Origin of the sequence: Pseudomonas savastanoi (assembly GCF_020917325.1) — a bacterium.
Classification (GTDB): Bacteria; Pseudomonadota; Gammaproteobacteria; order Pseudomonadales; family Pseudomonadaceae; genus Aquipseudomonas; species Aquipseudomonas amygdali.
The window spans coordinates 4229752-4254986 of record NZ_CP076652.1 but is presented as its reverse complement, the minus strand read 5'-3'; the positions used below and the strand labels follow the sequence as shown (position 1 = coordinate 4254986).

General features: G+C 59.9%; 24 protein-coding genes, 1 tRNA gene and 2 pseudogenes. 16 read left to right on the top strand and 11 right to left on the bottom strand.

Features of this window, described 5'->3' with window-relative positions; translation table 11 throughout:
• The first annotated feature begins 2 nt into the window (after positions 1 to 2).
• Positions 3 to 78, top strand: a tRNA-Gly gene (locus tag KP808_RS17935).
• A gap of 91 nt (positions 79 to 169) precedes the next feature.
• Here KP808_RS17935 and KP808_RS17930 read toward each other — a convergent pair.
• Both KP808_RS17930 and KP808_RS17925 read right to left on the bottom strand, forming a co-directional pair.
• A complete protein-coding gene (locus KP808_RS17930; RefSeq protein ID WP_223282932.1) occupies positions 170 to 526 on the bottom strand; it encodes a cupin domain-containing protein in 357 nt (118 codons plus the stop codon).
• A gap of 234 nt (positions 527 to 760) precedes the next feature.
• Positions 761 to 1483, bottom strand: a complete 723-nt coding sequence (locus tag KP808_RS17925) for a pirin family protein (RefSeq protein ID WP_058409682.1) — start codon at positions 1481 to 1483, stop codon at positions 761 to 763.
• A 188-nt stretch (positions 1484 to 1671) separates the two neighbouring features.
• Here KP808_RS17925 and KP808_RS17920 point away from each other — a divergent pair.
• From KP808_RS17920 to KP808_RS17910, 3 genes and pseudogenes are all read left to right on the top strand, one after another.
• Positions 1672 to 2581: pseudogene (locus KP808_RS17920) on the top strand (LysR family transcriptional regulator).
• Between the two features lie 115 nt (positions 2582 to 2696).
• Complete coding sequence (locus tag KP808_RS17915) at positions 2697 to 3689, top strand: ABC transporter substrate-binding protein (protein ID WP_230018912.1); 993 nt, start codon at positions 2697 to 2699, stop codon at positions 3687 to 3689.
• 28 nt (positions 3690 to 3717) lie between these two features.
• The gene (locus KP808_RS17910) at positions 3718 to 5988 is read left to right on the top strand and encodes a molybdopterin guanine dinucleotide-containing S/N-oxide reductase (RefSeq protein ID WP_230016603.1); all 2271 of its coding nucleotides are present in this window, start codon (positions 3718 to 3720) and stop codon (positions 5986 to 5988) included.
• 7 nt (positions 5989 to 5995) lie between these two features.
• Here the strand turns inward: KP808_RS17910 and KP808_RS17905 are convergent, their stop codons facing one another.
• Genes KP808_RS17905 through KP808_RS17890 form a run of 4 tightly spaced genes read right to left on the bottom strand, consistent with a single transcriptional unit; the run spans position 5996 to position 10462 of the window.
• Positions 5996 to 7189 carry an acyl-CoA dehydrogenase family protein gene (locus tag KP808_RS17905; protein WP_230016602.1) on the bottom strand — a complete coding sequence of 398 codons (1194 nt, stop codon included), beginning with the start codon at positions 7187 to 7189 and terminating at the stop codon, positions 5996 to 5998.
• A gap of 32 nt (positions 7190 to 7221) precedes the next feature.
• Entirely contained in the window at positions 7222 to 8211 is a 990-nt protein-coding gene (locus tag KP808_RS17900) for an ABC transporter substrate-binding protein (RefSeq protein ID WP_004667817.1), read from the bottom strand.
• 56 nt (positions 8212 to 8267) lie between these two features.
• Positions 8268 to 9851, bottom strand: a complete 1584-nt coding sequence (locus KP808_RS17895) for a rhodanese-related sulfurtransferase (RefSeq protein ID WP_230016601.1) — start codon at positions 9849 to 9851, stop codon at positions 8268 to 8270.
• Complete coding sequence (locus KP808_RS17890) at positions 9848 to 10462, bottom strand: cysteine dioxygenase family protein (protein ID WP_230016600.1); 615 nt, start codon at positions 10460 to 10462, stop codon at positions 9848 to 9850. Before KP808_RS17890 ends, KP808_RS17895 begins: the two co-directional genes overlap by 4 nt.
• 219 nt (positions 10463 to 10681) lie before the next feature.
• On the opposite strand from KP808_RS17890, the gene KP808_RS17885 reads away from it, so the two are divergent.
• Entirely contained in the window at positions 10682 to 11587 is a 906-nt protein-coding gene (locus KP808_RS17885; RefSeq protein ID WP_004657392.1) for a LysR family transcriptional regulator, read from the top strand.
• 61 nt (positions 11588 to 11648) lie between these two features.
• On the opposite strand, the gene KP808_RS17880 is transcribed toward KP808_RS17885, so the two are convergent.
• On the bottom strand, positions 11649 to 12737 hold the full coding sequence (locus KP808_RS17880) for an LLM class flavin-dependent oxidoreductase (protein WP_058409677.1): 1089 nt from the start codon (positions 12735 to 12737) through the stop codon (positions 11649 to 11651).
• Positions 12738 to 12994: 257 nt separating this feature from the next.
• Here KP808_RS17880 and KP808_RS17875 point away from each other — a divergent pair, with 257 nt between their 5' ends.
• From KP808_RS17875 to KP808_RS17860, 4 genes are all read left to right on the top strand, one after another.
• Entirely contained in the window at positions 12995 to 13852 is an 858-nt protein-coding gene (locus tag KP808_RS17875; protein WP_058399904.1) for an ABC transporter permease, read from the top strand.
• Positions 13853 to 13854: 2 nt separating this feature from the next.
• Positions 13855 to 14661: an ABC transporter ATP-binding protein gene (locus tag KP808_RS17870; RefSeq protein WP_230016599.1), complete on the top strand. Its 807-nt coding sequence runs from the start codon at positions 13855 to 13857 to the stop codon at positions 14659 to 14661.
• A 51-nt stretch (positions 14662 to 14712) separates the two neighbouring features.
• Positions 14713 to 15015: a SelT/SelW/SelH family protein gene (locus tag KP808_RS17865; RefSeq protein ID WP_002554513.1), complete on the top strand. Its 303-nt coding sequence runs from the start codon at positions 14713 to 14715 to the stop codon at positions 15013 to 15015.
• Between the two features lie 93 nt (positions 15016 to 15108).
• Entirely contained in the window at positions 15109 to 15930 is an 822-nt protein-coding gene (locus KP808_RS17860; RefSeq protein ID WP_002554512.1) for a UDP-2,3-diacylglucosamine diphosphatase, read from the top strand.
• A 10-nt stretch (positions 15931 to 15940) separates the two neighbouring features.
• Here KP808_RS17860 and KP808_RS17855 read toward each other — a convergent pair whose 3' ends face one another.
• Positions 15941 to 16252 (bottom strand): DUF962 domain-containing protein, encoded by a 312-nt coding sequence (locus KP808_RS17855; protein ID WP_058399995.1) that lies wholly within the window; start codon positions 16250 to 16252, stop codon positions 15941 to 15943.
• A 368-nt stretch (positions 16253 to 16620) separates the two neighbouring features.
• Between KP808_RS17855 and KP808_RS17850 the strand changes: the two genes are divergently transcribed.
• Positions 16621 to 17829: an MFS transporter gene (locus KP808_RS17850; protein WP_002554510.1), complete on the top strand. Its 1209-nt coding sequence runs from the start codon at positions 16621 to 16623 to the stop codon at positions 17827 to 17829.
• On the top strand, positions 17829 to 19109 hold the full coding sequence (locus KP808_RS17845) for an arsenic transporter (RefSeq protein WP_004665931.1): 1281 nt from the start codon (positions 17829 to 17831) through the stop codon (positions 19107 to 19109). Before KP808_RS17850 ends, KP808_RS17845 begins: the two co-directional genes overlap by 1 nt.
• Here the strand turns inward: KP808_RS17845 and KP808_RS17840 are convergent.
• From KP808_RS17840 to KP808_RS17830, 3 genes and pseudogenes are all read right to left on the bottom strand, one after another.
• On the bottom strand, positions 19075 to 20058 hold the full coding sequence (locus tag KP808_RS17840) for a DUF1853 family protein (protein ID WP_031599677.1): 984 nt from the start codon (positions 20056 to 20058) through the stop codon (positions 19075 to 19077). The genes KP808_RS17845 and KP808_RS17840 overlap by 35 nt on opposite strands.
• A gap of 63 nt (positions 20059 to 20121) precedes the next feature.
• On the bottom strand, positions 20122 to 20559 hold the full coding sequence (locus tag KP808_RS17835) for a hypothetical protein (RefSeq protein ID WP_219169776.1): 438 nt from the start codon (positions 20557 to 20559) through the stop codon (positions 20122 to 20124).
• Between the two features lie 79 nt (positions 20560 to 20638).
• Positions 20639 to 21142: pseudogene (locus KP808_RS17830) on the bottom strand (PAAR domain-containing protein); the annotation flags it as partial.
• 236 nt (positions 21143 to 21378) lie between these two features.
• Between KP808_RS17830 and KP808_RS17825 the strand changes: the two are divergent.
• From KP808_RS17825 to KP808_RS17805, 5 genes are read left to right on the top strand one after another with little or no spacing between them, the layout of a single operon-like run.
• Positions 21379 to 22269 carry an NAD(+) kinase gene (locus tag KP808_RS17825; protein ID WP_002554505.1) on the top strand — a complete coding sequence of 297 codons (891 nt, stop codon included), beginning with the start codon at positions 21379 to 21381 and terminating at the stop codon, positions 22267 to 22269.
• Positions 22269 to 23240 carry a metallophosphoesterase gene (locus tag KP808_RS17820; RefSeq protein ID WP_230016598.1) on the top strand — a complete coding sequence of 324 codons (972 nt, stop codon included), beginning with the start codon at positions 22269 to 22271 and terminating at the stop codon, positions 23238 to 23240. The genes KP808_RS17825 and KP808_RS17820 overlap by 1 nt, the downstream gene beginning before the upstream one ends.
• Positions 23237 to 24109, top strand: a complete 873-nt coding sequence (locus tag KP808_RS17815; protein WP_230016597.1) for a rhomboid family intramembrane serine protease — start codon at positions 23237 to 23239, stop codon at positions 24107 to 24109. The genes KP808_RS17820 and KP808_RS17815 overlap by 4 nt, the downstream gene beginning before the upstream one ends.
• Before the next feature lie 28 nt (positions 24110 to 24137).
• Positions 24138 to 24398, top strand: a complete 261-nt coding sequence (locus KP808_RS17810) for a YeaC family protein (protein WP_002554502.1) — start codon at positions 24138 to 24140, stop codon at positions 24396 to 24398.
• Positions 24395 to 25228 (top strand): DUF2797 domain-containing protein, encoded by an 834-nt coding sequence (locus KP808_RS17805; protein ID WP_219169767.1) that lies wholly within the window; start codon positions 24395 to 24397, stop codon positions 25226 to 25228. Before KP808_RS17810 ends, KP808_RS17805 begins: the two co-directional genes overlap by 4 nt.
• Positions 25229 to 25235 lie beyond the last annotated feature (7 nt).

Below are 25235 nucleotides of genomic sequence, written 5' to 3'. Positions count from 1 at the left end.
TTGCGGGAATAGCTCAGTTGGTAGAGCACGACCTTGCCAAGGTCGGGGTCGCGAGTTCGAGTCTCGTTTCCCGCTCCAAATTCACAAAAACGCCGCTCATCAGAGCGGCGTTTTTGTTTGTGCGTTTTAAGCATCTTTATAAAAGATCATCTTTCCCCGCGTGTCACGCTCAGCCCTGTCTGGATGCCAATAACTCGTCGAGCTCCGGCATCAGGGTCACGCTCTCCTGCTCATTGGGATCAGTACGCGCGACCAGAACCGTTGCTTCGCGCTCGTTGCTGCGGTTATAGGGCACATGCGGCATTCCCGCCGGGATATAAAAGAAGTCGCCTTGTTCCACGATGGCATGCTTTTCCAGCGACTCGCCATACCAGCAGCCGGTGGCTTCACTCAGGGCATAGATGGCGGTTTCATGCTCCTGATGTTTGTGAGCCTTGCCCCTGCCGCCGGGGGCAATTGTCAGCAGTTGCATATGGATATGTCGGGCACCTGCACTTTGTGCGGAGATGCCGACCTGATAATCCATACCCTGCTTGCCTTGAGAGGGCTTGGCGGGTTTCAAAAGGACACAATCAAGTTGATCACTGGCCACGGTTTTTTCCTCGCCTGATGCTCAATAGCGTTGATCCACCCGGCCCGCTGCCCGGCAAGGGCAGGGGGGGAGTGAATACTATGCCTTGTCGGGCGGAGCGTGGCTCAGGCGCAGGCGCCTATCAAGTGAAAGAAACGCCATGTCGGTCCCGGTAATGGGGCCTATGCATCAGGGCATCTGCGGCAGTTCATTGGGCCGCATGTCAAACACCAACACTTCTGCGTCAACGCCTTCGCTCAGGCTAATGACCTGTTCGTTGCGCAAACGCACCCCATCACCTTCGTCAAGCGGCTGCCCATTGAGCACCACACTGCCACGGGCGACATGCACGTAGGCATATCGGTTGGCAGCCAGTTCCAGGGTGGCAGTTTCATTGCCATTGAACAGACCGGCATACACACGAGCGTCCTGACGAACCTTGAGCGCACCGTTCTCGCCTTGCGGGGAAATGATCAACTGCAAATGACCGCGTTTCTGTTCAGCGCTGAAATGCTCCTGTTGATAGTTCGGGGTTGCGCCTGCAACATTCGGCACGATCCATATCTGCAGAAAATGCACGCCCTCGGTGTGCGAATGGTTGAACTCGCTGTGCGCCACGCCGCTGCCGGCACTCATCAATTGCACGTCGCCAGGACGAATCACCGACCCGGTGCCCAGCGTATCCTTGTGCTCCAGCGCACCTTCCAGCACGTAGGAAAAGATCTCCATGTCGCGGTGTGGGTGCTGGCCGAAACCTTTGCCCGCAATCACGCGGTCGTCGTTGATCACCAGCAGATCGGAAAAGCCCTGCTCCTGAGGGTTGCGATAACCGGCAAAGGAAAAGGTATGAAAGGATTTCAACCAGCCATGGTTGGCAGCGCCGCGGTCGGAAGCTTTACGAAGAGTCAGCATGATTCTTTCTCCATCCGTTTATCGACGCTGCATATTCAGCAATCGATCAAGTGAGACAAAGGTTACGGCTTATCGACTGTCGCAATAAGTAGCTGGAACATGAATGACTGTCTCGCTGTGGTTGACAGTAGCGAGTGGCACGTTACGCTCTGTCGAACAGCATTCAGCGTTCACTCAGGCCACGACACATGAACCCTTTTGAAGACATGCGGATTTTCTGCCAGGTCATGGAGTCCGGAAGCTTCACGGCGGCGTCCGACAAGCTGGGCCTGTCCAAGCAATTTGTCAGTCGGCGCCTGATGCAACTGGAGGAACGGCTGGGCGTACGTTTGCTCAACCGCTCGACGCGACGTCTGGATGTCACGCCGCTGGGGCAGAGTTATTACGAGTCTGCCCTGCGCCTGCTGGCCGAGGTCGAACAGGTCGAGCAGGGGGATTACCGGGCAGAACAGCGAGCCACGCGGCACCCTGCGCCTGAGTGCGCCGCTGTCGTTTGCCGTTGCGCATCTGGGCTGTCTGCTGCCGCTGTTTTTGCAGCGCTACCGCGACGTGGCGGTGGAGGTGGACCTGAGCGACCGTGCGGTGGACTTGATCAGCGAAGGCTATGACCTGGTGCTGCGTATCGGGGTGCTGGAAGACTCCAGCCTGATTGCCCGGCGCATTGCCTCGATTGATCGGGTCTACTGCGCCAGCCCTGCCTACCTGGCCGAGCGCGGTACGCCGCAAAAACCCGAAGATCTGCACGCTCATGATTGCCTGCCCTATGGCCACAGCCGTCAGGCGCAATGGCGTTTTCAGGTGCAGGGCAAGCCTTTGATATTGAACATCAGCGGGCGGATGCGCGCCAATAATGGCGAGCTGCTGAGAGACACGGCGGTGGCCGGGCTGGGCATCACCTACCTGCCGACGTTCATTGTTGGCGCGGCGCTGCGTGACGGCAGCCTGGTGCGGGTACTAGATGACTTGCGGCCCGAGCCCTTGACGCTGTCAGCGGTTTATCCCCAGCACCGTCAGGCCTCACGTCCAGTGCAGGCATTCATCGAATTCCTGCGCGAGCGTCTGGAATCAGGTGTCGAGCTCAATGAACCGCCTGGGTGAGCGCTTCGTCGGACAGGTTTAGATAATTTTTTTGCATCTTAGGCTAGAACAAAAATGAATTTAGCTAATTTTTGTTCGGGTGTTAGGGTCGTTGCCGATCAATTCGATCTGCCCGATGCTTCTGGAGACCCTGCCTGTGCCGACAACTATCATCTGCTGGAGCCAACGCCTGCTGACGGGCCTGGCGCTGGGCCTTGTGGCCACGCTGAACACCCAGGCTGCCGACCTGATTGTCGGTGATCAGAGTTACAGCGCCCGGACCGTGATGGAAGCGGCCGGTGTACTCAAGGATCTGCCCTACGAGCTTGAATGGAAGCAGTTCACCGCAGGCTCCCCGGTCGCCGAAGCGTTGAACGTCGGTAGCCTGGACATCGGTTTGCTGGGCGATTCGCCTGCGCTGTTCATGGGCGCGCTGGGTGCGCCGATCAAGGTCATCGGCGTATCGCGGCAGAACCTCGACGGCGTTGCGATTGTGGTGCGCAAGGATTCGCCGATCAAAACCGTCGCGGATCTGGCCGGCAAGAAAGTCGCCATCTGGAAAGGCTCGTTCAGCCAGCAACTGATGCTCACCGCGCTGGACAAGGCGGGTGTCTCCCGCGATGCCGTGGACTATCGCTACCTTAGTGCACTGGATTCCTCTCACGCGCTGGATGGCGGCTCGGTGGACGCGATTGCGACCTGGGAGCCCTATGTCACTCAACAGGAGCGTCAGGGCGCACGAATCATTGCAACTGCCGACGGCTTGATCCCTGCGCAAAGCTTTATTGTCGCCAACGATCAGGCCATCAAGGACAAGCGCGCGCAGATCAGCGATTTCCTGCAGCGCCTGCAAGCCGCGCGCGCCTGGTCGGTCAGCGACCCGCAGCACAATGAAATCTACGCCAACGCCTGGGCTGCGCTGACCAAAGCCGATGCACAAGTAGCGCGCCGCTGGTTTTCCCGCGCTCAGGTCGTGGTGGTGCCGATCACCCCGCAAGTGGTGGCAGGCGCACAGCAGACTATCGATTTTTTCAACAACGCCGGGCTGACCAAACGCTATCCTGCTGCCAGCGTGTTTGACGAGTCGTTCAATGCGGCGCTGGATAGCCAGACGCAGGTTGCCCGCTGAACGACTGCCTTGTCCTGGAGCCTTCACCATGAGTTTTACGTCATTGCATTGGGGTGTTTATCGCCCGCAGGTCGAGGGAGGCAAGTTGAAAGCCCTGCTGCCTGCGGAGTGGGACAAGGACCCTTCACCGATTGGCGATTCGGTTGCCGATGCCATTACCTCGCCTACACGCGTCATGCGCCCGGCGATACGTCGCAGTTTTCTTCAGCAGGCCGGCGGGCGACCCGATTTACGTGGGCAGGAGCCGTTCGTCGAGGTCTCCTGGGAGGTGGCGCTGGATCTGGTCGCCAGCGAGTTGCAGCGCGTCAGACGCGAGCACGGCAATCAGGCAATTTTTGGCGGCAGCTACGGCTGGGGCAGCGCAGGGCGTTTTCATCACGCACAAAGCCAGCTGCATCGCTTCCTCAACTGCATCGGCGGTTATGTCTTCAGTACCGACAGCTACAGCCTGGGGGCCGGGCGGGTACTGATGCCGCATATTGTCGGCAATATGGACTGGCTGCTGGCGGAGCATACGTCCTGGAAGAACCTAGCCGAGCACTGCGAGCTGTTCGTCGCCTTTGGTGGTTTGCCCGCCAAGAATGCGCAGACCAGCCCCGGTGGTGCCAGTGACCATCTGTTGGCCGACGCGTTGCAACGCATGTCCGACGCCGGAGTGGAGTTCGTCAACGTCAGCCCGCTGCATGATGACCTGGCTGGTCCGGCGCATAACCAGTGGCTGGCGGTACGCCCCGGCAGCGATACGGCGTTGATGATGGCGCTTGCCTGGGTATTGATCAGCGAAGGGCTGCACAACGAAGATTTCGTTCAGCGCTACACCGTGGGCTATGAGCGTTTTCGCGATTACCTGCTGGGTCACGTCGACGGCCAGCCTAAGGACCCGCAGTGGGCCGCAGCACTGACCGATATCCCTGCGCAGCAGATTGTCGACCTGGCGCGGCGCATGGCCAGTAAACGCACCATGATCAACGTCGCTTATTCATTGCAACGTTCTATACATGGCGAGCAACCGTTCTGGATGACCGTCACCCTTGCGGCGTTGTTGGGGCAGATCGGTTTGCCCGGTGGCGGCTTCGGCCTGGGTTATGGCTGCATGAACAACACCGGCAGCGGCCGCAAGGCGTTTTCCGGGCCGCGTTTTTCCCAGGGCAGCAACCCGGTCAAGGACTTCATCCCGGTCGCGCGGGTGACAGATATGTTGCTCAACCCCGGTACACCCTTCGATTACAACGGGCAGCAGCAGACTTACCCGGATATTCGCCTGGTGTACTGGGCGGGTGGCAATATCTTTCACCACCATCAAGACCTCAATCGGCTGCTGGAAGCGTGGCAGCGGCCGCAAACCATCATCGTTCACGAGCAGTTCTGGACCGCTCAGGCACGCTATGCCGATATCGTGCTGCCAGCCACCACGGCGCTGGAACGCAATGACATCGGCAGCTCGGCGTCTGATCGTTTCATGATTGCGATGCAGCAGGCCATCGAGCCGGTGGGCGAGTCTCGTGATGACTATTCGATTCTGGCCGGGCTGGCCGAGCGGCTGGGTGTGGCACAGGCGTTTACCGAAGGTCGTGATGCCCAGGCCTGGCTGCATTTTATTTACGATGAGTCTCGGCAGCGCGCTGAAACCTTTGGTATTACCCTGCCGGATTTCGAGCAGTTCTGGCGTGACGGATTACTGGAAATAGACTATCCCCAGACCGATAACGTACTGCTCAAGTCCTTTCGCGATGACCCTGACGCGCATCCACTGCCGACGCCGTCCGGGCGTATCGAAATTTTCTCCGAGCGCATCGCAGGCTTCGCTTATGCGGACTGTCCTGGCCATCCGGTATGGCTGGATAAACCTGCGCCTACCCACGCGCTGCACCTGCTGTCCAATCAACCCAAAACCCGCCTGCACAGTCAGTACGACCACGGCAGCTACAGCCGTTCCTCGAAAATTCAGGCACGCGAGCCGCTGACCCTGAACCCGCTGGATGCGCAAATGCGCGGGCTGGTCGATGGCGATGTGGTCAAGGTCTTCAACGAGCGGGGCGCGTTTCTGGCCGGCGTAATCGTATCGGACAATATTCGGCCCGGCGTGGTGCAGATTGCCACCGGTGCCTGGTTCGATCCATTGGTGCATGGCGAGCCGGGCAGCCTGGAAAAGCACGGCAACCCTAATGTGATCACCCAGGACATCGGTGCTTCCAGCCTGTCGCAAGGGTGTGCGGCGCAGACCGCGTCGGTGGACATCGTCAAATGGAATCAGGCGCTGCCCCCAGTGACGGCGTTCGAGCCGCCGTCACTGCTCTGAGCGCGTTTTACTGCTCTTTATTACGTGCCGCAAAAACCGCCTTGCCCACACCCGCCAATACCGCGTCGTTCTGCGGCGTATGTACCCGGCCGCACAGCACGTTGCGGTAGTGGCGCTGCAGCGGGTTGCTGCGTGAAAGTCCCGGATTCCCCGAGGCCTCGATGGCCAGTTCCACCGCACGGATAGCGTTGCCGGTCACCAGGTATTTGATCTGTGCAGCATGCTGTGCGGGCGTGTGGCCCTGGGCCGCGGACTGCAGCAGGCTCTGGTTGGCGAACAGCAAGGTGTCGATCTGCCCGACGGTTTCCTGAAAGCGCGGCAGGGTCGACAGCGTAGCCCCGAGGTTGGACGGCTTGCGCTGTTCCAGCCAGTGCACCAGCCAGTCGCGGGCGGAGTGGGCGATGCCGTCGTAGACCGACGACAGCAGCACCGACATCCACAGCATGCCCGACCCATCAAGTTCGGATTGCGGGGCGCTCCACGGGCTGACGCTGACGGCATGATCAAGCGGCACCAGCACGTCGTCGAAGCGGACTTCGTGGCTGCTGGTGGCGCGCATGCCCAAGTGGTCCCAGTCCTCGATGATCCTGATGCCCGGCGTGTCCTTGTGGACCAGCCAGCTGCCCACCAGCGGGTCATCGTCGTCGCTGCGCGCCCATACGGCGAACCAGGTCAGGCCATGACTGCCGGTGGAGTAGATCTTGCTTCCGCTGATGCGCCAGCCGTCGGCGCTGCGGCGCGCGACGGTGCCCGGCAGGCCGCCACGCGCAGGGGTGCCCAGGTCCGGCTCGACGCGCAGGGCATTGATCAGCGCGCCTTCGCGTACCGCCTCTTCGGCAACTTGTACACGTAGATGGCTCGGCCAGTTACGGTTCTCCTGCAGCCTCGAATGCTGCAGGTATTGCATGACCAGAATCAGCGCCGTCGACGGTTCGCCCTTTGCCACTGCGCTGACCACTTGCTGCGCGCGCGGTAGATCGGCACCGCCGCCGCCCAGTTCAGCCGGTACGGTCAGGCCGAGCAGGCCGTGGGTGTGCAGCAACTGAAAGTTGGCGTGAGGGAATTGGGCGCTGATGTCGTACTGCTCGGCAGTTTCAGCCAGTGTGGCGGTCAGCTTAGCCAGTCGTTCGCTGAAGTCTTCAGCCGACTCGGCTGCCGGATAATGCGGGCGCGGGGTAGGGCGCAGGGTCGAGAGTGTCATGCGGGGTCCTTTTCGCAGCGGTCATGCAGCGGTCATTGCGTGGCGGCCTGAGCGATCTGCGCGCGCGAGGCGTTGAAGCTCTTGTCGAAGCCGGTTGAAACGTCGATTTTTTTAGTCAGGATGCCTTCAGCCAGATAGGTGTCCGCAGTGTTCTGCAGTCCCTGAACAATCTGATCATCAATCGGCGTGCGCTGCATTTTCGTCGCCTTGGCCACCGCCAGATGCACCGCCAGCGGCAGGCCGGTGACCTTCGCCTGAGCGGCCGCGTATTCCTCGGGGTGGGCGTTGGACCAGTTGAAGGCGCGCTCCACCCGGGCGACGAAATCATCCAGTTGGGCACGTTTGCCTTCAATGGCCTTGCTGGTGGCGGCGAGGTAGAGGTGATTGCTCAGCAACTCGCTGCCACTGACCAGCACACGAGCGTCGCTTTGCGCGATGGAAATCGTTGTGTAAGGGTCCCAGGTCGCCCAGGCATCGGCATCTCCGCTGTCCAGCAACAGACGCGATTCGCTGGGCAGCAGGTTGATGAAGGTGACGTCACTGGTTTTCAGCCCGGCTTCATGCAGGGCGCGGATCGCCAGATAGTGGCCGATGGAGCCGCGCCCGGTGACGATGCGCTTGCCCTTGAGGTCGGCAACGGTCTTGATCGGCGAGTCCTTCGAAACCAGCACCGCCGTGGTGAAGCGGCCCTGCGCATGGGTAATACTGACCACTTTCAAGGGCGCACCCGCGCCCAGCGCGAACACATAGGGCGCATCACCCAGCGCGCCGATATCCACCGCGCCAGCGTTCAGTGCCTCTCCCAGAGGGGCCGCCGAGGGGAACTCGGAAAACTGGATCTCGTAAGGCACGTCCTTGAGTTCGCCGGAGACCTGCAACAGTATTTTCAGCAGCGACTTCTGATTGGCGACCAACAGCGGAGCCTGCTCGGCAGCCACCACCTGCTGGCCTGCCAGCACACTGAGCAACGCGCCCAGCAGCAGGCTTTTGAGCGGTAGAGGTGATTTGAAAAAAGGCAGCATTGAGGTGTTTCTCCATTGAGTTGATCGGTTGGCCAGACACTTATCGTTCCTCACGCTCAAATCACGTAAAACCCGTGCGTTCCGTCCCGTCCCAATTGCTCCACCAGGCCAAACTCCCAGTCCAGGTAGGCCTGCATGGCTTCGCGCGGCGCATCGGTGCCTTCGTAGGGTCGGCGATAGCGGTCGATGCGTGGCGAGGCCAATCGGCTTTCACCATGCTCCAATGGCTGGCCAGCCTTGATCCAGCTGGCGGTGCCGCCTTCAAGCAAAAACACCGGCTTGTCGGTCAGCGCTTCGACGTCGGCCACGGCAAAGCGCGCCAGCCGGCTGCTGCCACAGGTCAATACGTAGCGGTCGGCGGCAGGTATCTTTTCCAGCGCCTGCTTGAGGTCGGCGCGCAAGGTCCACCAGGCACCGGGAATGTGCTGTTTGACGTAATTGGCGCTGGCGGTGAAATCCAGCACTGCCACTTCCACCTGTGTCTGCCATTGAGCAAGCGTCTCGACGCTGATCGCCTCGACTTGCGGTGGCGCAGGGAACGGCGCATCCCAGTCACCCGGTTCGCTGAAGTCTGCTGCATGCAGGTCATCGAGCACCGAAACGTCCCAGCCCAGTTGCGCCAGCCAGGAAGCCGACATATTGGCGCGCACGCCGTCATCGTCCACCAGTACGATTCGTGCGCCGCGTACGCTGGCGAAGTGATCGGTTTCCTGCACCAGCTGCCCGCCCGGTGTGGAGCGCGCACCGGGCAGATGGCCTTTGGCAAACTCTTCCGGTGTGCGCACATCGAACAGGTAAGTGGTACGCGAAGCCTCGGCTTGCCAGCGTTGCAGGTCCGCGCGGCTGGCGCGTTTGACCTTGGCGCGATCAGCCACCTTGCGCGCATCGGCACTGGCGGTTTCGCGGGTTTGCTCACTGACCGCTGCAAAACGCCGGTTCTGACCATGGTCCAGTGTCTGGCCGGCCAGCAGCCAGCCAATCGTGCCATTGCGCAGCGCATTGATCTGATTGGGCAGGCCCGCATTGACCAGTGACTGAGTGCCGATGATGCTGCGCGTGCGACCGGCGCAATTGACGATGATTCGCGTGTTCGGGTCCGGTGCCAGCTCCCGAGCCCGCAGCACCAGTTCCGCGCCCGGTACGCTGATGCCACCGGGGATGCTCATGGTCTGGTATTCGTCATAGCGCCGGGCATCCAGCACTACCACGTCGGCGTCGCTGTCGAGCAGGGCCTTGACCTCTTCAGCCGCCAGAGACGGGGTCGCGCGATGGTGTTCCACCAGTTCGCCAAACGCCTTGCTCGGCACATTCACATCGATGAACAACTCGCCGCCAGCCTCACGCCAGCCTTGCAGTCCGCCCTCGAGCAGTCTCACATCGCTGTAGCCCAGCGCCTGTAAACGTTGCAGTGCAACCTGCGCCAGGCCCTCGCCATCGTCGTACAGGGTTATGGCTGTGTGGCGTCGCGGGATGCGCGGGAACACCTCCAGCTCCAGCTTCGACAACGGGATGTTCACCGCAAACAGAGGATGGGCCTGGGCAAAGGGTGCCTCTTCGCGGACGTCTACCAAGGCCAGTTCCTGGCGGTCCAGCAAGGCCTGACGAACGTCGGCGAATGATCGGGTGGCAGATGTGGTCATCGGGCGGGGCTCCCTGTTGGCTGATCCTGAGTGGCGTGGGTGACGGCTGCGGCATTCGAATAGCCGGAAATGAACAGTTTTTCGGTGCCGTCCAGGTCGTAGACCGCACGTTTTACGGTGCCGATATCGGCACCGTAAACGTGGATGCTGATCGACACTTGATCGTTGAAGGCATTGCTGACCTGATGCACATCGTTGCTTTTCGGTGACAGCGCTTCGACCTGGCCGGGTTGCAGGCGAATTGCCGGGCCGCTGGTTTCCAGGCGTCCTTGCGCGTTGCGGGCATAGCCCTGTGAATGCTCGGCACCGCGCAGCATGCCGATCAGGCCCCAGACGCGATGGTCATGAATCGGCGTGCGTTGCCCCGGCCCCCAGACAAAACTGACCACTGAAAAGCGCTGCTGCGGGTCGGCATGCAGCAGAAATTGCTGATAGCGGTCGGGGTCGGGTACGGCAAATTCTTCTGCCAGCCAGTCATCGTGGCTGACCAGTTGCGCCAGCAGCTTGCCGCCGCGACGCAACAGATCGCCTTCGTGCGGCTCGCTGCCAATCAGCTCGCCCAGCGCATCGATAAAGGCCCCGAGTCGTTCCGGGTGTCGGTTCTGAGTCATGTCCATTTCCAGATCAAGGTCAGGGAATGGTTTTATATAAGCATAATATGGATATTTAATATGCTATTTTTTAATGATTAGGTTATAACGAAAACGTCTTTTACTTCCGTGCTGCAATGCGTGAAATCTAGCGTCGGTCTGTTGGACGGGCTATGAATGGACGTCTGCCGGGACTATTCTTTTTGCCTGTGTTTCTTCTCTTCTTTATGTGCGGTCCGAATGAAAATTGATGATATCGATGCGTTCGTTGCAGTCATCCGCTGTCAGTCGATCAGCCATGCCGCTGAATCGCTGGATCTGACCCAGCCGGCGATTACTCGCCGGGTGCAGAATTTCGAGCAGGCCCTTGGGGTCGAGCTGTTTGACCGTAATACCAAGCCGCTCAAGCCAACGCCGATGGGCATCCAGGTGTACCAGAAGTGCCTGGCCATCCTGCGCGAGATGGATGCGTTGCGCGAGCTGGTGGCCAGCGACACGCCGCCCAGTGGCCTGCTGCGTCTGGGCGTGCCGCAAACCATCGGTGACGTGGTGCTGCTCGATGCGCTCAAGCAGCTACGCGGAGAATTCCCGGATCTGCGCGCCCAGGTCAGCACCGGCTGGGGCAGCCACCTGATCGGCAAGATCGAAAACGGTGAGCTGGATGCCGCGGCAGCGCTGTTCCCGGCAGGCAAGATATTCCCGGACAACATCGTCGGTCAGTCCATCGGCAAGATGGAACTGGTGGTGGTCTGCGCCAAGGGGCTGGTGCCGAAAAAGCCCGGAAAGCTGGCGGATTGCTACGAGCAGGGCTGGGTACTCAACCCCGACGGCTGCGGTTTTCGCGCAGGCTTGCAGCGTACGCTGACCGACCAAGGGCTGAGCATGAAGGTCAATCTGGAAACCTTTGGCACCGAGCTGCAACTGGGGCTGGTAGCCGATGGCATGGGGTTGGGTCTGGTGCCAAGGCCGTTGCTGGAGCGCAGCGCTCATCGCGAGCAACTGGTGGTGCTGCCGCTCAAGGACTTCAAACCGGTGATGGACCTGTGGCTGTTCTACCCACGTTTTCTGGGCAATCTGCAAGCACCGGTCGAGGCTTTTGGCGCGCTGGTGGCTCGCTCCCTCAAGCCGGTTTCAGCAGCCGCCTGAAAACGCCATTGCGGGCGGGAAGTCTTCAGTCAGAAGCCTGGCCCGCCCGCATGGCGTTGAATCAGGCGACTTGTTCGCGAGCCTGCTGTTCACGCTGAGCCACCAGTGCGCGGGTCAGCGGGATCAGCTTTTTGCCATAATCGATAGCATCTTCCAGCGGGTCGAAGCCGCGAATCAGAAAGGTGGTAATCCCCAGGTCGTAATAGTCCAGCAGCGCTTCGGCGACCTGTTCCGGGGTGCCGACCAGCGACGTGGAATTGCCCTGCGCGCCGAGCAGGCCAGCGATGCCCGTCCACAAGCGTTTGTCCAGACGTGAGCCTTGCGCCGCTGCGGCCAGCAGGCGACGCGACCCTTCGTTGGGTGGTTCGCGACGGACAAAGCCGCTGCGGTCTGCCAATGCCTTGGCTTTTTCCAGAATGCTGTCGGCGCGTGCCCAGGCTTGTTCTTCGGTGTCGGCCAGAATCGGGCGCAGCGACAGGCTGAAACGAATGGTCCGGCCATGTTTGGCGGCTTCGGCGCGCACCTGTTTCACCACATCGCGCACCTGCTCGTACGTCTCGCCCCACAGGGCATAGACGTCGGCGTGTTTGCCGGCCACCGCAATCGCTGCTGCCGAGGAACCGCCAAAGTACAGCGGGATGTGTGGCTGCTGCGGGGACTTGACTAGCGAGTGCGCGCCCTCGAACTGGTAGTAGGTGCCCTGATGATCGAACGGCTTGTCGCTGGTCCATTCCTGACGCACCACACTGAGGTATTCATCGCTGCGTGCGTAGCGCTCGTCCTTGCCGATGTGGCTGCCGTCGGCACGCAGTTCCTTGTCGTCGCCGCCGGTAATTATATGCACCGCAGTGCGCCCGCCATTGAACACGTCCAGCGTCGCAAATTGCCGGGCTGCCACGGTGGGGGAGATGAAACCGGGACGATGTGCGACAAGAAACTTCAATGTGCTGGTCACGCTGGCGGCATGCGCGGCCACCAGTGTGCTGTCCGGGCTGTTGGAGTGGTACGCAATCAGCGCACGATCAAAACCTGCGTCTTCATGAGCCTTGGCCACTGTCTTCACGTAGTCGGGCTGGATGGTCGCGCCGCTGCGCGGGTGGATTTCAGAACCGGGTTGCGTGGCGATATAGCCAATGAATTCGATGCTCATGAAAACTCCTGCCAATGGTTGAGGTCCGTTCGACCTTGTCGAGAAGCACCATAAAGGCAAGCAGACGGGGCTGTGAAATTCGATTTTGGTCTAAGTTAATTATAAAAAATATGCATTATAAGTTTTGTTGGTAATCAAATATTTTAACTATTAGCTTAGAGCCAAATAGAATTTCACTCGGCTTTCTTATGCTCATAGCATGGTGTTCATACTGCATCGGGTGCGTTATGCCCGATTTGCCCAGAAAGGATGCGCCCATGTCTGACACAACGCTCAACCCCGCCGACCCCGGTTTTCTGCGGGTCAACAAGCCTGAACAGCGTCGCGCTTCTGAACAGCATCGCCAGCGTCGGCAAGTGCCGGGCTCTGTTTTGCGTCTGCTCAGCCCGCTGGCACTGTTGCTGCTCTGGGAGCTGGCCTCACAAACCGGTCTGTTGCCCAGCCGAGTGATCGCTGCACCGTCGCAGATCGGCGGCACGCTCTGGTCGATGATTGTTTCAGGCGAACTGGCCGTGCACCTGTGGGTATCGCTGCAGCGCGCATTGCTGGGCTTGAGCATCGGCGTCAGTATTGGTGTGGTCGCTGCATTGATAACCGGGCTTTCCCGGCGCGGCGAAATCGCCCTCGACTCGCCGATGCAAATGCTGCGCACCATTCCGTCGCTGGCACTGGTGCCGCTGTTCATCCTCTGGTTCGGCATTGGTGAATTCACCAAAGTGGCGCTGATCGTGATGGGCACCACCTTTCCGGTGTACCTGAACCTGTTTTCCGGCATCCGCAACATCGACCCGAAACTGATCGAGGCCGCCAACACGTTGGGGCTGAGCCGTCGCGAGCTGATCTGGCACGTGATCCTGCCCGGTTCGCTGCCTTCTTTTTTTGTCGGGCTGCGCTATTCGCTGGGTATCTCCTGGCTGGCGCTGGTGTTTGTCGAACAAATCAACACCACCGCAGGAATCGGCTTTCTGGCCAGCGATGCCCGCGACTTCATGCGCACTGATGTAATCGTTATCTGCCTGTTGATCTACAGCGTCCTGGGCCTGGTGATCGACGGCATCATTCGCACGCTGGAGCGCTATGCGCTGGCCTGGCGACCGACCTTCGTGAGGAATTGAGCATGGCGACCCTTGAGTTGCGTAACACTTCATCAGTCACGCCCCCGGTTCAGTTGCGTAACGTGGTTCGCCAGTTTGGCCCACAACGGGTGATTGACGGGCTGGACCTGGACATTGCCGCGGGCGAGTTTGTCGCTTTGCTGGGTGCCAGTGGCTCCGGCAAGACCACCTTGCTGCGCACCCTGGCCGGGCTGGACGATATCGACAGCGGCGAGCTGCGTGTGCCGGTGGCGCGTGCTGCGGTGTTTCAGGAACCGCGGCTGATGCCGTGGAAAAGCGCCTGGAAAAACGTGGTTCTCGGCCTGCGCATCAACGATGCCAAGGCACGGGCCGAAGCAGCATTGACCGAAGTCGGCCTGGCCCATCGGCTGAATGCCTTTCCGGCTACGTTGTCCGGTGGCGAGGCGCAACGTGTGGCGTTGGCGCGCGGCCTGGTCCGTGAGCCGAAACTGCTGTTGCTCGACGAGCCTTTTGCCGCCCTTGATGCCTTGACCCGCATTCGCATGCACCAGTTGATCATCGATCTGTGGCGCAAGCACACCCCGGCGGTGCTGCTGGTAACGCACGATGTCGATGAGGCGATCCTGCTCGCTGACCGGGTCATCGTGCTGGCCGACGGTAAAATTGCCGATGACATCCGCGTCGACCTGCCACGCCAATGCGACAGCGGGCAGGCCGGGTTTCAGGCAATTCGTAGCCGTTTGCTGGGTTTGCTGGGCGTGAAGACGCAGGCTGCCGATACTGCAACGCAGGAGCCAGCCCGCGACGGGACGCTCAGCGCACTGCGTCGTTTCGCCAATGCTCGTTGATCCTGTGCAGGGTGCGTATCATGGGCGTCTGAATTTCTGGAGGGGACGTCCATGTCTGCCGAAAAGCCCGAAGTCATCATCACCTATTGCATTCAATGTCAGTGGTTATTGCGCGCCGCCTGGCTCGCCCAGGAGCTGTTGAGCACGTTCAGTGACGACCTGGGCAAGGTCTCGTTGCAGCCGGGCACCGGTGGCGTGTTTCGCATTACCTGCGATGGCGTGCAGCTCTGGGAGCGCAAGGCCGACGGCGGCTTTCCCGAGGCCAAGGTGCTCAAGCAGCGGCTCCGCGACCAGATCGACCCGGCCCGCGACCTGGGCCACAACGACCGTCATACTCCCGCCAGTCCTCAGTAATACAGGGCGATTGTCACGACATCGCCACGCGCGTGTCACATTCGGTTAACCGGCATGCTCCACTCTCTTGGAAACCCTGCCGGAGGTCATGCCATGACCAGTGCTCAGCTCGCCACACCCAGCCGCAAACAACGCGTGCGCACCTTGTGGATTTCCGACGTTCATCTGGGCACGCGCGATTGCCAGGCTGAGCACTTGTCCGCGTTTCTCAAGCGCTATCAGGCTGACAAGGTGTATCTGGTTGGCGATATCATCGACGGCTGGAAGCTGCGCGGCGGCATGTATTGGCCGCAGGCGCATACCAACGTGATCCGTCGGCTGCTGACCATGAGCAAGCGCGGCACCGAAGTTATTTATGTCACAGGCAACCACGACGAATTCCTGCGTCGTTACTCCAAGTTGGTGCTGGGCAACATCCAGCTGGTGGACGAAGCCGAGCACGTGACGGCCGATGGTCGTCGTCTTTTGGTCATCCACGGCGACCAGTTCGACGTGATTACCCGTTATCACCGCTGGCTGGCCTTTCTCGGCGATTCGGCCTACGAATTCACCCTGACCCTCAACCGCTGGCTGAACCATTGGCGCGCCAAGTACGGCTATGGCTACTGGTCGCTGTCGGCGTACCTGAAGCACAAGGTCAAGAGTGCGGTGAATTTCATCAGCGATTTCGAGGAAGCCATCGCCCACGAATGCGTGAAGCGCGGACTGGATGGCGTGGTCTGCGGGCACATCCACCATGCGGAAATCCGCCAGGTGGGCGGCGTGGAATACCTCAATTGCGGCGACTGGGTTGAATCCTGTACCGCCCTGATCGAACACCTGGACGGCACAATCGAACTGTTTCGCCTTGCCGACGCGCACTTGAAAGCCAGTCAGCCGGTGGTTCAGGAGCCGGTCAGCGAAACGGTGGCCTGATTCAACCAGCCTAAAACGGCACCTTGCCCAACAGCATGTCGCGGTACATGACGAAATCGCCGAGCAGGCTGTAGAACGGATGCCTGAACGTGGCCGGCCGGTTTTTCTCGAAGAAGAAATGCCCGGCCCAGGCGAAGCCGTAACCCGCGACCGGTAACAACCACAACAACCCCCAGCGACCGCTGCCCACACCGAACGCCAGCAGGAAGATCACCAAAGAGGTGCCCACAAAGTGCAGGCGCCGACTGGTACTGCTGCTGTGCTCGGCGAGGTAGAAAGGATAGAACTCGGCAAAGCTTGAGAAACGCTTGATGGTATCCACGGCGCGCACCCTCGTGTTGGTTCTTCTTGTTATACACAAATTTAGCCGACTGTCGTGCCGATGTGGAGCGTGGGCACGATGGACGTGACTAGCTTGCTGATGTTTACGACTATCGTGCCAATGCTCCGCGTTGGCATAAGGCATTACCACGCTGAGCGTGGGAACGAGAATCTGAGCCGAACCTCAATCCACCTGACATCACAGAACCGCTGTGCAGCGCGGAGCAGTTCTCGACCCGTCAGCAAAAACGCAACAAAACATGGCACAGTTGCCCTGAAAAATGGCACATTGGCGCGCCTTGGTACGCGTGACACATCTTGTAATCATCCGTCCGGGGAACCTGAAAACCTTTTTACGGATGAATACCCATGGCGACCAGCGCTCAGCCTGTGACGGCAAAGGCCTCGACCCCCCCTCAAGCCAGCCCGCTGGTGATGCGCATTATTGGTGCCGTTGCCCTTGCTCACCTGATCAATGACCTGATTCAGGCCATTCTTCCGTCGATTTACCCGATGCTCAAGGCCAGCTACGACTTGAGCTTCACCCAGATCGGCCTCATTACCCTGACGTTTCAGATCACCGCATCGCTGCTGCAGCCGTGGGTCGGTTATTACACTGACCGCCATCCTAACCCGCTGGTACTGCCTGTAGGGTCGATCTGTACGCTGGTCGGCATTGTGATGATGTCGATGGTGGGCAGTTTTCCATTGATTCTGCTGGCTGCCGCATTGATCGGCATCGGTTCTTCGACATTCCACCCGGAAGCTTCGCGTATCGCGCGACTGGCTTCCGGTGGTCGTTATGGGCTAGCGCAGTCGACCTTTCAGGTGGGCGGCAACACCGGCTCCGCGTTCGGGCCATTGCTGGCGGCGGCGATCATCATCCCGTTCGGCCAGGGCAACGTGGCGTGGATCGGCCTGTTCGCATTGTTCTCGCTGGGTTTGCTGTATGCGATAAGCCGCTGGTATCGCGCGCACCTCAACCTGTTCAAGCTCAAGGCAGGCCAGGCGGCCACTCATGGCCTGTCCAGGAAACGCGTGATTGCCTCACTGGCAGTGCTGGCATTTCTGGTGTTTTCCAAGTTCTTCTACATGACCAGTCTGACCAGCTATTTCACCTTCTACCTGATCGAGAAGTTTGACCTTTCAGTCGCCAGTTCGCAGCTGCACTTGTTCCTGTTTCTGGGCGCAGTGGCGGCCGGGACCTTTTTCGGCGGTCCGATCGGCGACCGCATTGGCCGCAAGGCGGTGATCTGGTTTTCGATCCTTGGCGCTGCACCGTTCACCCTGGCCCTGCCTTATGCAGACCTGTTCTGGACCAGCGTGCTCAGCGTGATCATTGGCTTTGTACTGGCGTCGGCTTTTTCCGCCATCGTCGTCTACGCCCAGGAGCTTGTACCTGGCAACGTGGGCATGATTGCCGGGCTTTTCTTTGGCCTGATGTTCGGCTTCGGCGGCATTGGCGCAGCCTTGCTCGGCTATCTGGCTGACAGTCACGGCATTCTGTTCGTCTACACGCTGTGCTCATACCTGCCGCTGCTCGGCATCCTCGCTATTCTTCTACCCCGGACCAAATAATGCTGATAGCAACGCTGATCTTCCTGTTCACCATTACGCTGGTCATCTGGCAACCCAAAGGCCTGAGCGTAGGCTGGAGTGCGGTACTCGGGGCGGTTCTGGCGTTGCTGACAGGTGTTGTGCACCTCAGCGACATCGCCGTGGTGTGGGGCATCATCTGGAATGCCACGGCGACGTTCATTTCGCTGATCATTATCACGCTGTTACTGGATGAGGCGGGTTTCTTTGCCTGGGCCGCGCTGCATGTGGCGCGCTGGGGCAAGGGTAAGGGACGTCGTCTGTTCGCCCTGTTCGTGCTGTTCGGTGCGCTGGTGTCAGCCTTGTTCGCCAACGACGGTGCCGTGCTGATTCTCACGCCTATCGTCATTGCCATGATGCTGGCGTTGCGCTTCTCCGCTGCGTCGACCCTGGCGTTCGTCATGGCGGCCGGCTTCATTGCCGATACGGCCAGCCTGCCGCTGGTGGTATCGAATCTGGTGAACATCGTTTCGGCGGATTACTTCAAGATCGGTTTCAACCGTTACGCAGCCGTCATGGTGCCAGTGAACCTGGCCAGCGTCGCCGCCACTCTGGCCGTGCTGATGTGGTATTTCCGTCGGGATATTCCCAGCGAGTTCGAGCCCGAACATCTGGACAAGCCCGAAACGGCTATCCATGACCGCGCTACGTTTCTGGCCGGTTGGGCCGTGCTGCTGATTTTGCTGGTGGGCTGTTTCGCTCTTGAGCCGCTGGGTATCCCGATCAGTGCGATTTCGTCGGTCTGCGCGTTGCTGCTGCTCGCCATTGCCGCCAAAGGGCACACGATCAAGACGCGCAAGGTGATGAAAGAAGCACCGTGGCACATCGTGGTGTTTTCGCTGGGCATGTACCTGGTGGTTTATGGTCTGCGCAACGCCGGACTCACCGGTTATCTGGCCAGTCTGCTGGACTGGTTTGCCGGCTATGGCATCTGGGGCGCAGCGATGGGCACCGGCGTCATGACCGCGTTTCTGTCTTCGATCATGAACAACATGCCCACCGTGCTCATCGGGCTGCTGTCCATCGATGCAAGCCATGCCAGCGGGGCCATTCAGGAAGCGATGATCTACGCCAACGTGATCGGCAGCGACCTGGGGCCAAAAATCACCCCGATTGGCAGTCTGGCGACGCTGCTCTGGCTGCATGTGCTGGAGCGCAAGGGCATCACCATCAGTTGGGGTTATTACTTCAAGGTCGGCATCGTACTGACCGTGCCGGTGTTGCTGATTACACTGGCTGCGCTGGCACTGCGATTGAGTTGAGCGGGTGGCTGGTGTCGGCCAGATTCGGCCACATGTCCGACACCAGAAACAAGCGCTCGGCTTCTTCCCAGTTGCCCTCGGTATTCTCTTTCAGGCGCACCAGTAATTGCGCCGGGGCCAGCGGGTCCAGTTCGGCCAGCCAGTCGCGTAGCTGCTGATCGCTCCACGCATCGTGGTAAAGCGCTGGTGCCAGCCAGGCATGACGCGGCAGGGGTTGCCAGCGTCCGGGGCTGCTTTGCGCCACAAACGGTTTCCAGTCACGTTGATGCAACCAGCGGCCCTTGAGATGCTGCGGGTGAACACCTGCGGGCGATTCGCATGAGCCTGGCCACGGATACAGCAGATAACCGCCCAGCCACAACTGCGCGCTGAAGGCCTCGACACCCAGCGCTGCCAGGGCCGCTCGGCTTTCCGGACGTGCAGACATCGGCAACTGATGCTGGCTCAGGTGGGCAAGCTTGCGGTCCAGCCGATCCTGGCAGCCAGGCCCCAGCCAGCTGGCCGGGTCGCGGCCGTCTCCGTCCTGCGGCCCTAGGTAGAGCTTGATTGCCAGTTCGACGTGATGCACGCCTTCACGATCACGCAGCAGCATGTCCAGTTCGCCCAGCGTCTGGCTGCCGAGCCGGATCGGCAGGTTGGCGGCAATGATCTCCACCCCCGGCGCGTGCTGCACCGCGAACTGCCAGAGCCGTTCGTAATAGCGGCCCAGCCGGCGTGTGGTTGCCAGCGCCAGCCAGTCCTCCAGCGGGCGACTGTCACGGTCGAGTTGCCAGAGAAAGTCTGCCAGTCGCTGCGGGTCCTGTACCCAGTCACTGCCGGCCAGCGGATGACGCTGTGGCCACGGCGCGACTTCCAGCATGGGCGGCGCGAGGATCACCCAGGCAAGGTCGCGCACTTCGGAGTGCCGTAGTTGGCGGGGGAGGTCGATCAGGCTGGGGAATAAAGTCATTTGCCGAGGATAGCGTGAGTTGAGGTGCAGGTGAGCTGATTGTGAAGACGAAAAGATGCGGTGCTATCCAACGGGCCTGGCCAGCCCGAGAAAATCAGGGTCTTCACTACCGGGGCAGGGCGAGAATCGCTTGACGTCGGTTGCCCCCTTGACGTTCAGGTCGATGCGGCCGTTGGCATCTATGAAGATTGTAGTCTCTGGCCATTGCGGATCTATGTTTACGCAACCGCTGATTCCTGCGTTGTCCCACCATTGGAAATACATGAAGAAATCTTTTTTTTGAAATATATGGCCGCTGTCCCCAGTTGCTCCGCCAGGCCTTATGCCACCTCTGCTTATGCGGTGATCGGTAATCCATGTGTAGCTAAGCTCTCCGTCTGCCTTGTCTGAGTAATAGACGCTTACGTAGGGCGTAGCGAAATCCCATAGTGCGAGGATGAGAAAGGTCGCCGTTAACTTCGGCCAGCGGGCTATGGCGTGTATCAGGATTTTTCGTTTCATGCAGTGCCCTCGTTTTCAGTCGCGCTGAAGCATGAGTGCACTCTCACTCCTTTACCCCACCTGCTCTTGGGTATCTGTGGTTCATCTCGTTAGCGATGTAGCGGGTCAGTTCTTCCATCTGGTCCGGGTGATTACAGACTGGCGCTATGGCCGTGTTGGAAGTTGCAGATGAGAACAGTGCTTCAGCCGCTTTGGCTTTCTCCTGCAACCCAGGGTCGTTCACAAGCTGATTCAGCTTCGGTTCGTCCAGTGTGCCGTCCTTGCGAAGGATGCCGAGCCTGGAGAAATCGATGGCTGGGCCAGCGGCATCGCCGAAGTCGGAGCCGCCACCCACATCGGGGCTGCCGGAAATGATCGTTCCGCCGTGGCTGGTCGGGCTGCCCAGGTGGGCCATCGGGCGACCGTTGATGAGGATCGACGGAAAGCCGGTGACGATCACCGCGCCGCAGCCGCACATATCGCCTACTCTGGCGGCGGACATGCCGTTGATCAGGGTGTCGGAGGAGGCTGTGATAATCGGGGTGCAACCGTGGCCCGGCAACGGGCAGAGGTGCATGTCGCCCTGGCGGCCTGAGGGAATCATGTGTCGTCCTTAGGTGTATTGAAAACGGACGAAGCTAATGAATATCTTCTGTGGGGTATGTAAGGCAAATCCGGGTTTATTGCGGGAATCTGCTCATTTATTCAAAGCCAATCTGCTGATTGAAGCGCTTCGTGATGAGGCGTTTCGCTTGATCTTTACGTGCCGGTTTGCTGCTACCGGGCCGTTTCGCCCATAATCGCTGTTTTAAGTCGTCTCGAAACCGCAGCAGGAGCCTCATGGAGCAATTTCGCAATATCGGCATCATCGGTCGCCTGGGCAGTGTTCAGGTGCTCGATACCGTTCGCCGACTCAAGAGATTCCTGCTGGACCGCCACCTGCACGTCATTCTTGAAGAGACGATTGCCGAAGTCCTGCCCGGTCATGGCCTGCAAACCTCGTCGCGCAAGATGCTCGGTGAAGTCTGTGACATGGTCATCGTGGTCGGTGGCGATGGCAGCCTGTTAGGGGCAGCACGGGCACTGGCCAGGCACAACGTTCCGGTGCTGGGTATCAACCGCGGCAGCCTGGGTTTTCTGACCGACATTCGTCCTGACGAGCTGGAGGTCAAATGTGCCGAAGTGCTCGACGGGCATTACCTGGTTGAAAACCGCTTCCTGCTACAGGCCGAAGTGCGCCGCCACGGTGAGGCCATCGGTCAGGGCGATGCGCTCAACGACGTTGTGCTTCACCCCGGCAAATCCACGCGCATGATCGAGTTCGAGATCTATATAGACGGTCAGTTTGTGTGCAGTCAGAAGGCCGATGGCCTTATCGTCGCCACGCCGACCGGATCGACAGCCTATGCGCTGTCGGCGGGCGGGCCGATCATGCATCCCAAGCTCGACGCTATCGTTATCGTGCCGATGTACCCGCACACCTTGTCCGGGCGGCCCATCGTGGTCGACGGCAACAGCGAGCTGAAAATCGTGGTGTCCAAGGACATGACCATTTATCCGCAAGTATCCTGCGATGGCCAGAATCACTTTACCTGCGCACCGGGTGACACCATCACGGTCAGCAAGAAACCGCAGAAGCTGCGTCTGATTCACCCGCTGGATCACAATTATTACGAAGTCTGCCGCACCAAGCTTGGCTGGGGCAGCAAGCTCGGCGGCGGGGGCGATTAATGCTCGATCCGGCGCGTGGCTACGATCTGATCGGTGACGTGCACGGGTGCGCCCATACCCTGGAGCACTTGCTGGAGCTTCTCGGCTACCGTCTGCAGGCTGGCGTCTGGCGTCACTCTGAGCGCGTTGCAATTTTCCTTGGCGACATCATCGACCGTGGCCCGCGCATTCGCGAGTCGCTGCATATCGTCCGCGATATGGTTCAGGCCGGTCATGCCCTGTGCATCATGGGCAACCATGAGTTCAACGCGCTGGGCTGGATGACGCCAGCCTTGCCGGAAAGCGGTCATGAGTTCGTACGTGAGCACACCCCGCGTCATGCCCGGCTGATCGGCGAAACCCTGGCGCAGTTCGAGCGCTACCCGGATGAATGGAGCGAGTTCGTCAACTGGTTCTATGAGCTGCCGCTGTACATGGACGCCGGTCGTTTCAGGGTGGTGCATGCCTGCTGGGATGCGACTCTGATCGATCCGTTGCGCGGCCTGCATGGCACCGGTTGTATCGACAAGCATTTTGTCCAGGCCTCGGCAGTGCCCGGCAGTTTCGCCAGCAATGTGTTCAACCGTCTGCTGCGCGGCACCGACATGCGTTTGCCGCATGGTCTGACCCTGACCGGCGGTGACGGGCTGACCCGCGAGTTCTTTCGTACCAAGTTCTGGGAAGATGACCCGCAGACCTATGGCGACGTAGTATTTCAGCCCGACGCGCTGCCTGAAGGCGTAGCCAAGACCCCGCTGTCCACGTCGGAAAAAAACGCATTGCTGCGTTACGGTATCAATGAGCCGCTGCTGTTTGTCGGTCATTACTGGCGCAGCGGCGTCCCTGCGCCCATCCGTCCGAACCTGGCCTGTCTGGATTACAGCGCCGTGCTCTATGGCAAGCTGGTCGCCTATCGGCTGGACCAGGAAACACAGATCGACCCGGACAAGTTTGTCTGGGTCGACGTGCAGCGTCCCGAGGTTTCAGAATGAGTGCTGTTGCAGTCCTGCGGTTGCCGTTGACCACCAACCTGAGCGGCTTTGTCAGCCTGTTGCAGCGCTTGCGGATTCCCCACAGGGTCAGCGAAGAGGCTGGCGAGCAGGTACTTTGGGTGCCGGATGCGCCGCAACTGGCCGATGAGGTGCGCGACTTGTACACGCGCTTTCCTGAAGGGGACGAGCATTTTCAACTGGCGCAAGACGCCCCAAACGTGACGTACAAGTCGCCGGGCCTGATCGAGCAGCTACGCAACAGCCCGGTAACGGCCCTGGTATTGCTGGTCACCCTGCTGGTGGCGGGCATGACGCTGCTGGGCGACAACCTCGAAGTCATCCGCTGGCTGACCTTTCAGGATTTCCGGATCAGTGGCGAGTACGCGACGTTTCTGCCGTTGTCCGACAGCCTGGCCGCCGGGCAATGGTGGCGGATCGTCTCACCGATGCTGATTCACTTCGGCATCCTGCACCTGGCCATGAACGGCATGTGGTTCTGGGAACTGGGCCGACGTATCGAAAATCGTCAGGGCAGCCTGTCTTTATTGCTGCTCACGCTGCTGTTTTCAGCTGTTTCAAATTACGTGCAATACCTGTTCAGCGGCCCGAGCCTGTTTGGCGGGTTGTCCGGCGTGCTCTATGGCTTGCTCGGTCACTGCTGGATCTTTCAGTTACTGGCGCCCAACCCGGTCTACCGTCTACCACGTGGGGTATTGATCATGATGCTCATCTGGCTGGCGCTATGCCTGTCCGGCCTGGTGAGCATGCTCGGTTTCGGCGAGATCGCCAACGGCGCGCACGTCGGCGGTCTGATCATCGGTTGTGCTACCGGCCTGGTTGGCGGTGCGATTGCGCGCCGCAAGTCGTAAAATTACCCGCTATTTTCTGGAGTGCGCCATGTCGTCTTTTATAGAAATGATCGAAAACATCACCCCGGATATCTACGAGAGCCTGAAGCTGGCTGTGGAAATCGGCAAATGGTCCGACGGCCGCAAGCTTACTCAGGAACAGCGTGAGCTGTCGTTGCAGGCGCTGATCGCCTGGGAAGTGCAGAACCTGCCGGAAGACCAGCGCACGGGCTACATGGGGCCGCAGGAATGCGCCTCCAAATCAGCGCCAGTGCCCAATATTCTGTTCAAATCGGATGCTATTCATTGATCGAAATTGGTCGCGGAGCAGTCAACAAAATGTCGGCGCGTCAGGATGATGCGTCATGTGTGCAATACGCTTTTCGCCTGGGCGAGACCGAGATCGCGGTCAATCCGCTGATTGGCAAGACGTTGCGTCTGGAGTTTCTCGGCGCCATTCATTGCAGTCATTGCGGGCGCAAGACCAAGTCCAGCTACAGCCAGGGCTACTGCTACCCGTGCATGCTCAAGCTGGCGCAATGCGACATGTGCATCATGAGCCCGGAAAAATGCCATCACGATCAGGGCACCTGTCGCGATCCGGCATGGGGCGAGCAGTTCTGCATGACCGATCACATCGTTTACCTGGCCAACTCGTCAGGCGTGAAGGTCGGCATTACCCGCTCTACGCAGTTGCCGACCCGCTGGCTGGACCAGGGCGCGAGCCAGGCGTTGCCGATTCTGCGCGTAGCCACCCGTCAGCAGTCAGGCTTTGTCGAAGACTTGCTGCGCAGTCAGGTGGCCGACCGTACCAACTGGCGTGCGCTGCTCAAAGGTGATGCCCAGCCGGTCGATCTCAAGGCCATTCGCCAGGAATTGTTCGACAGTTGCGGCGCGGGCTTGCTGGGATTGCAAGAACGATTCGGTCTGCAAGCCATCCAATTGCTACATGAAGCCGAACCTGTCGAGTTTCGTTACCCGGTCGAGGCGTATCCGACCAAGATTGTCAGCTTCAACCTGGACAAGAACCCGATTGCCGAGGGCACGCTGCTGGGGATCAAGGGCCAATACCTGATTTTCGATACCGGCGTGATCAATATTCGCAAGTACACGGCCTATCAGCTGGCCGTGCATCAGTAGAAGGATT

Bases quoted from the DNA above. Each gene is read 5' to 3' on its own strand.
- KP808_RS17845 (WP_004665931.1), top strand. From the start codon at position 17,829: ATGCTGATAGCAACGCTGATCTTCCTGTTCACCATTACGCTGGTCATC.
- KP808_RS17925 (WP_058409682.1), bottom strand. From the start codon at position 1,483: ATGCTGACTCTTCGTAAAGCTTCCGACCGCGGCGCTGCCAACCATGGC.
- KP808_RS17810 (WP_002554502.1), top strand. From the start codon at position 24,138: ATGTCGTCTTTTATAGAAATGATCGAAAACATCACCCCGGATATCTAC.
- KP808_RS17930 (WP_223282932.1), bottom strand. From the start codon at position 526: ATGGATTATCAGGTCGGCATCTCCGCACAAAGTGCAGGTGCCCGACAT.
- KP808_RS17890 (WP_230016600.1), bottom strand. From the start codon at position 10,462: ATGACTCAGAACCGACACCCGGAACGACTCGGGGCCTTTATCGATGCG.
- KP808_RS17815 (WP_230016597.1), top strand. From the start codon at position 23,237: ATGAGTGCTGTTGCAGTCCTGCGGTTGCCGTTGACCACCAACCTGAGC.
- KP808_RS17880 (WP_058409677.1), bottom strand. From the start codon at position 12,737: ATGAGCATCGAATTCATTGGCTATATCGCCACGCAACCCGGTTCTGAA.
- KP808_RS17895 (WP_230016601.1), bottom strand. From the start codon at position 9,851: ATGACCACATCTGCCACCCGATCATTCGCCGACGTTCGTCAGGCCTTG.
- KP808_RS17875 (WP_058399904.1), top strand. From the start codon at position 12,995: ATGTCTGACACAACGCTCAACCCCGCCGACCCCGGTTTTCTGCGGGTC.
- KP808_RS17865 (WP_002554513.1), top strand. From the start codon at position 14,713: ATGTCTGCCGAAAAGCCCGAAGTCATCATCACCTATTGCATTCAATGT.
- KP808_RS17825 (WP_002554505.1), top strand. From the start codon at position 21,379: ATGGAGCAATTTCGCAATATCGGCATCATCGGTCGCCTGGGCAGTGTT.
- KP808_RS17870 (WP_230016599.1), top strand. From the start codon at position 13,855: ATGGCGACCCTTGAGTTGCGTAACACTTCATCAGTCACGCCCCCGGTT.
- KP808_RS17905 (WP_230016602.1), bottom strand. From the start codon at position 7,189: ATGACACTCTCGACCCTGCGCCCTACCCCGCGCCCGCATTATCCGGCA.
- KP808_RS17850 (WP_002554510.1), top strand. From the start codon at position 16,621: ATGGCGACCAGCGCTCAGCCTGTGACGGCAAAGGCCTCGACCCCCCCT.
- KP808_RS17860 (WP_002554512.1), top strand. From the start codon at position 15,109: ATGACCAGTGCTCAGCTCGCCACACCCAGCCGCAAACAACGCGTGCGC.
- KP808_RS17885 (WP_004657392.1), top strand. From the start codon at position 10,682: ATGAAAATTGATGATATCGATGCGTTCGTTGCAGTCATCCGCTGTCAG.
- KP808_RS17835 (WP_219169776.1), bottom strand. From the start codon at position 20,559: ATGAAACGAAAAATCCTGATACACGCCATAGCCCGCTGGCCGAAGTTA.
- KP808_RS17910 (WP_230016603.1), top strand. From the start codon at position 3,718: ATGAGTTTTACGTCATTGCATTGGGGTGTTTATCGCCCGCAGGTCGAG.
- KP808_RS17900 (WP_004667817.1), bottom strand. From the start codon at position 8,211: ATGCTGCCTTTTTTCAAATCACCTCTACCGCTCAAAAGCCTGCTGCTG.
- KP808_RS17840 (WP_031599677.1), bottom strand. From the start codon at position 20,058: ATGACTTTATTCCCCAGCCTGATCGACCTCCCCCGCCAACTACGGCAC.
- KP808_RS17820 (WP_230016598.1), top strand. From the start codon at position 22,269: ATGCTCGATCCGGCGCGTGGCTACGATCTGATCGGTGACGTGCACGGG.
- KP808_RS17915 (WP_230018912.1), top strand. From the start codon at position 2,697: ATGCTTCTGGAGACCCTGCCTGTGCCGACAACTATCATCTGCTGGAGC.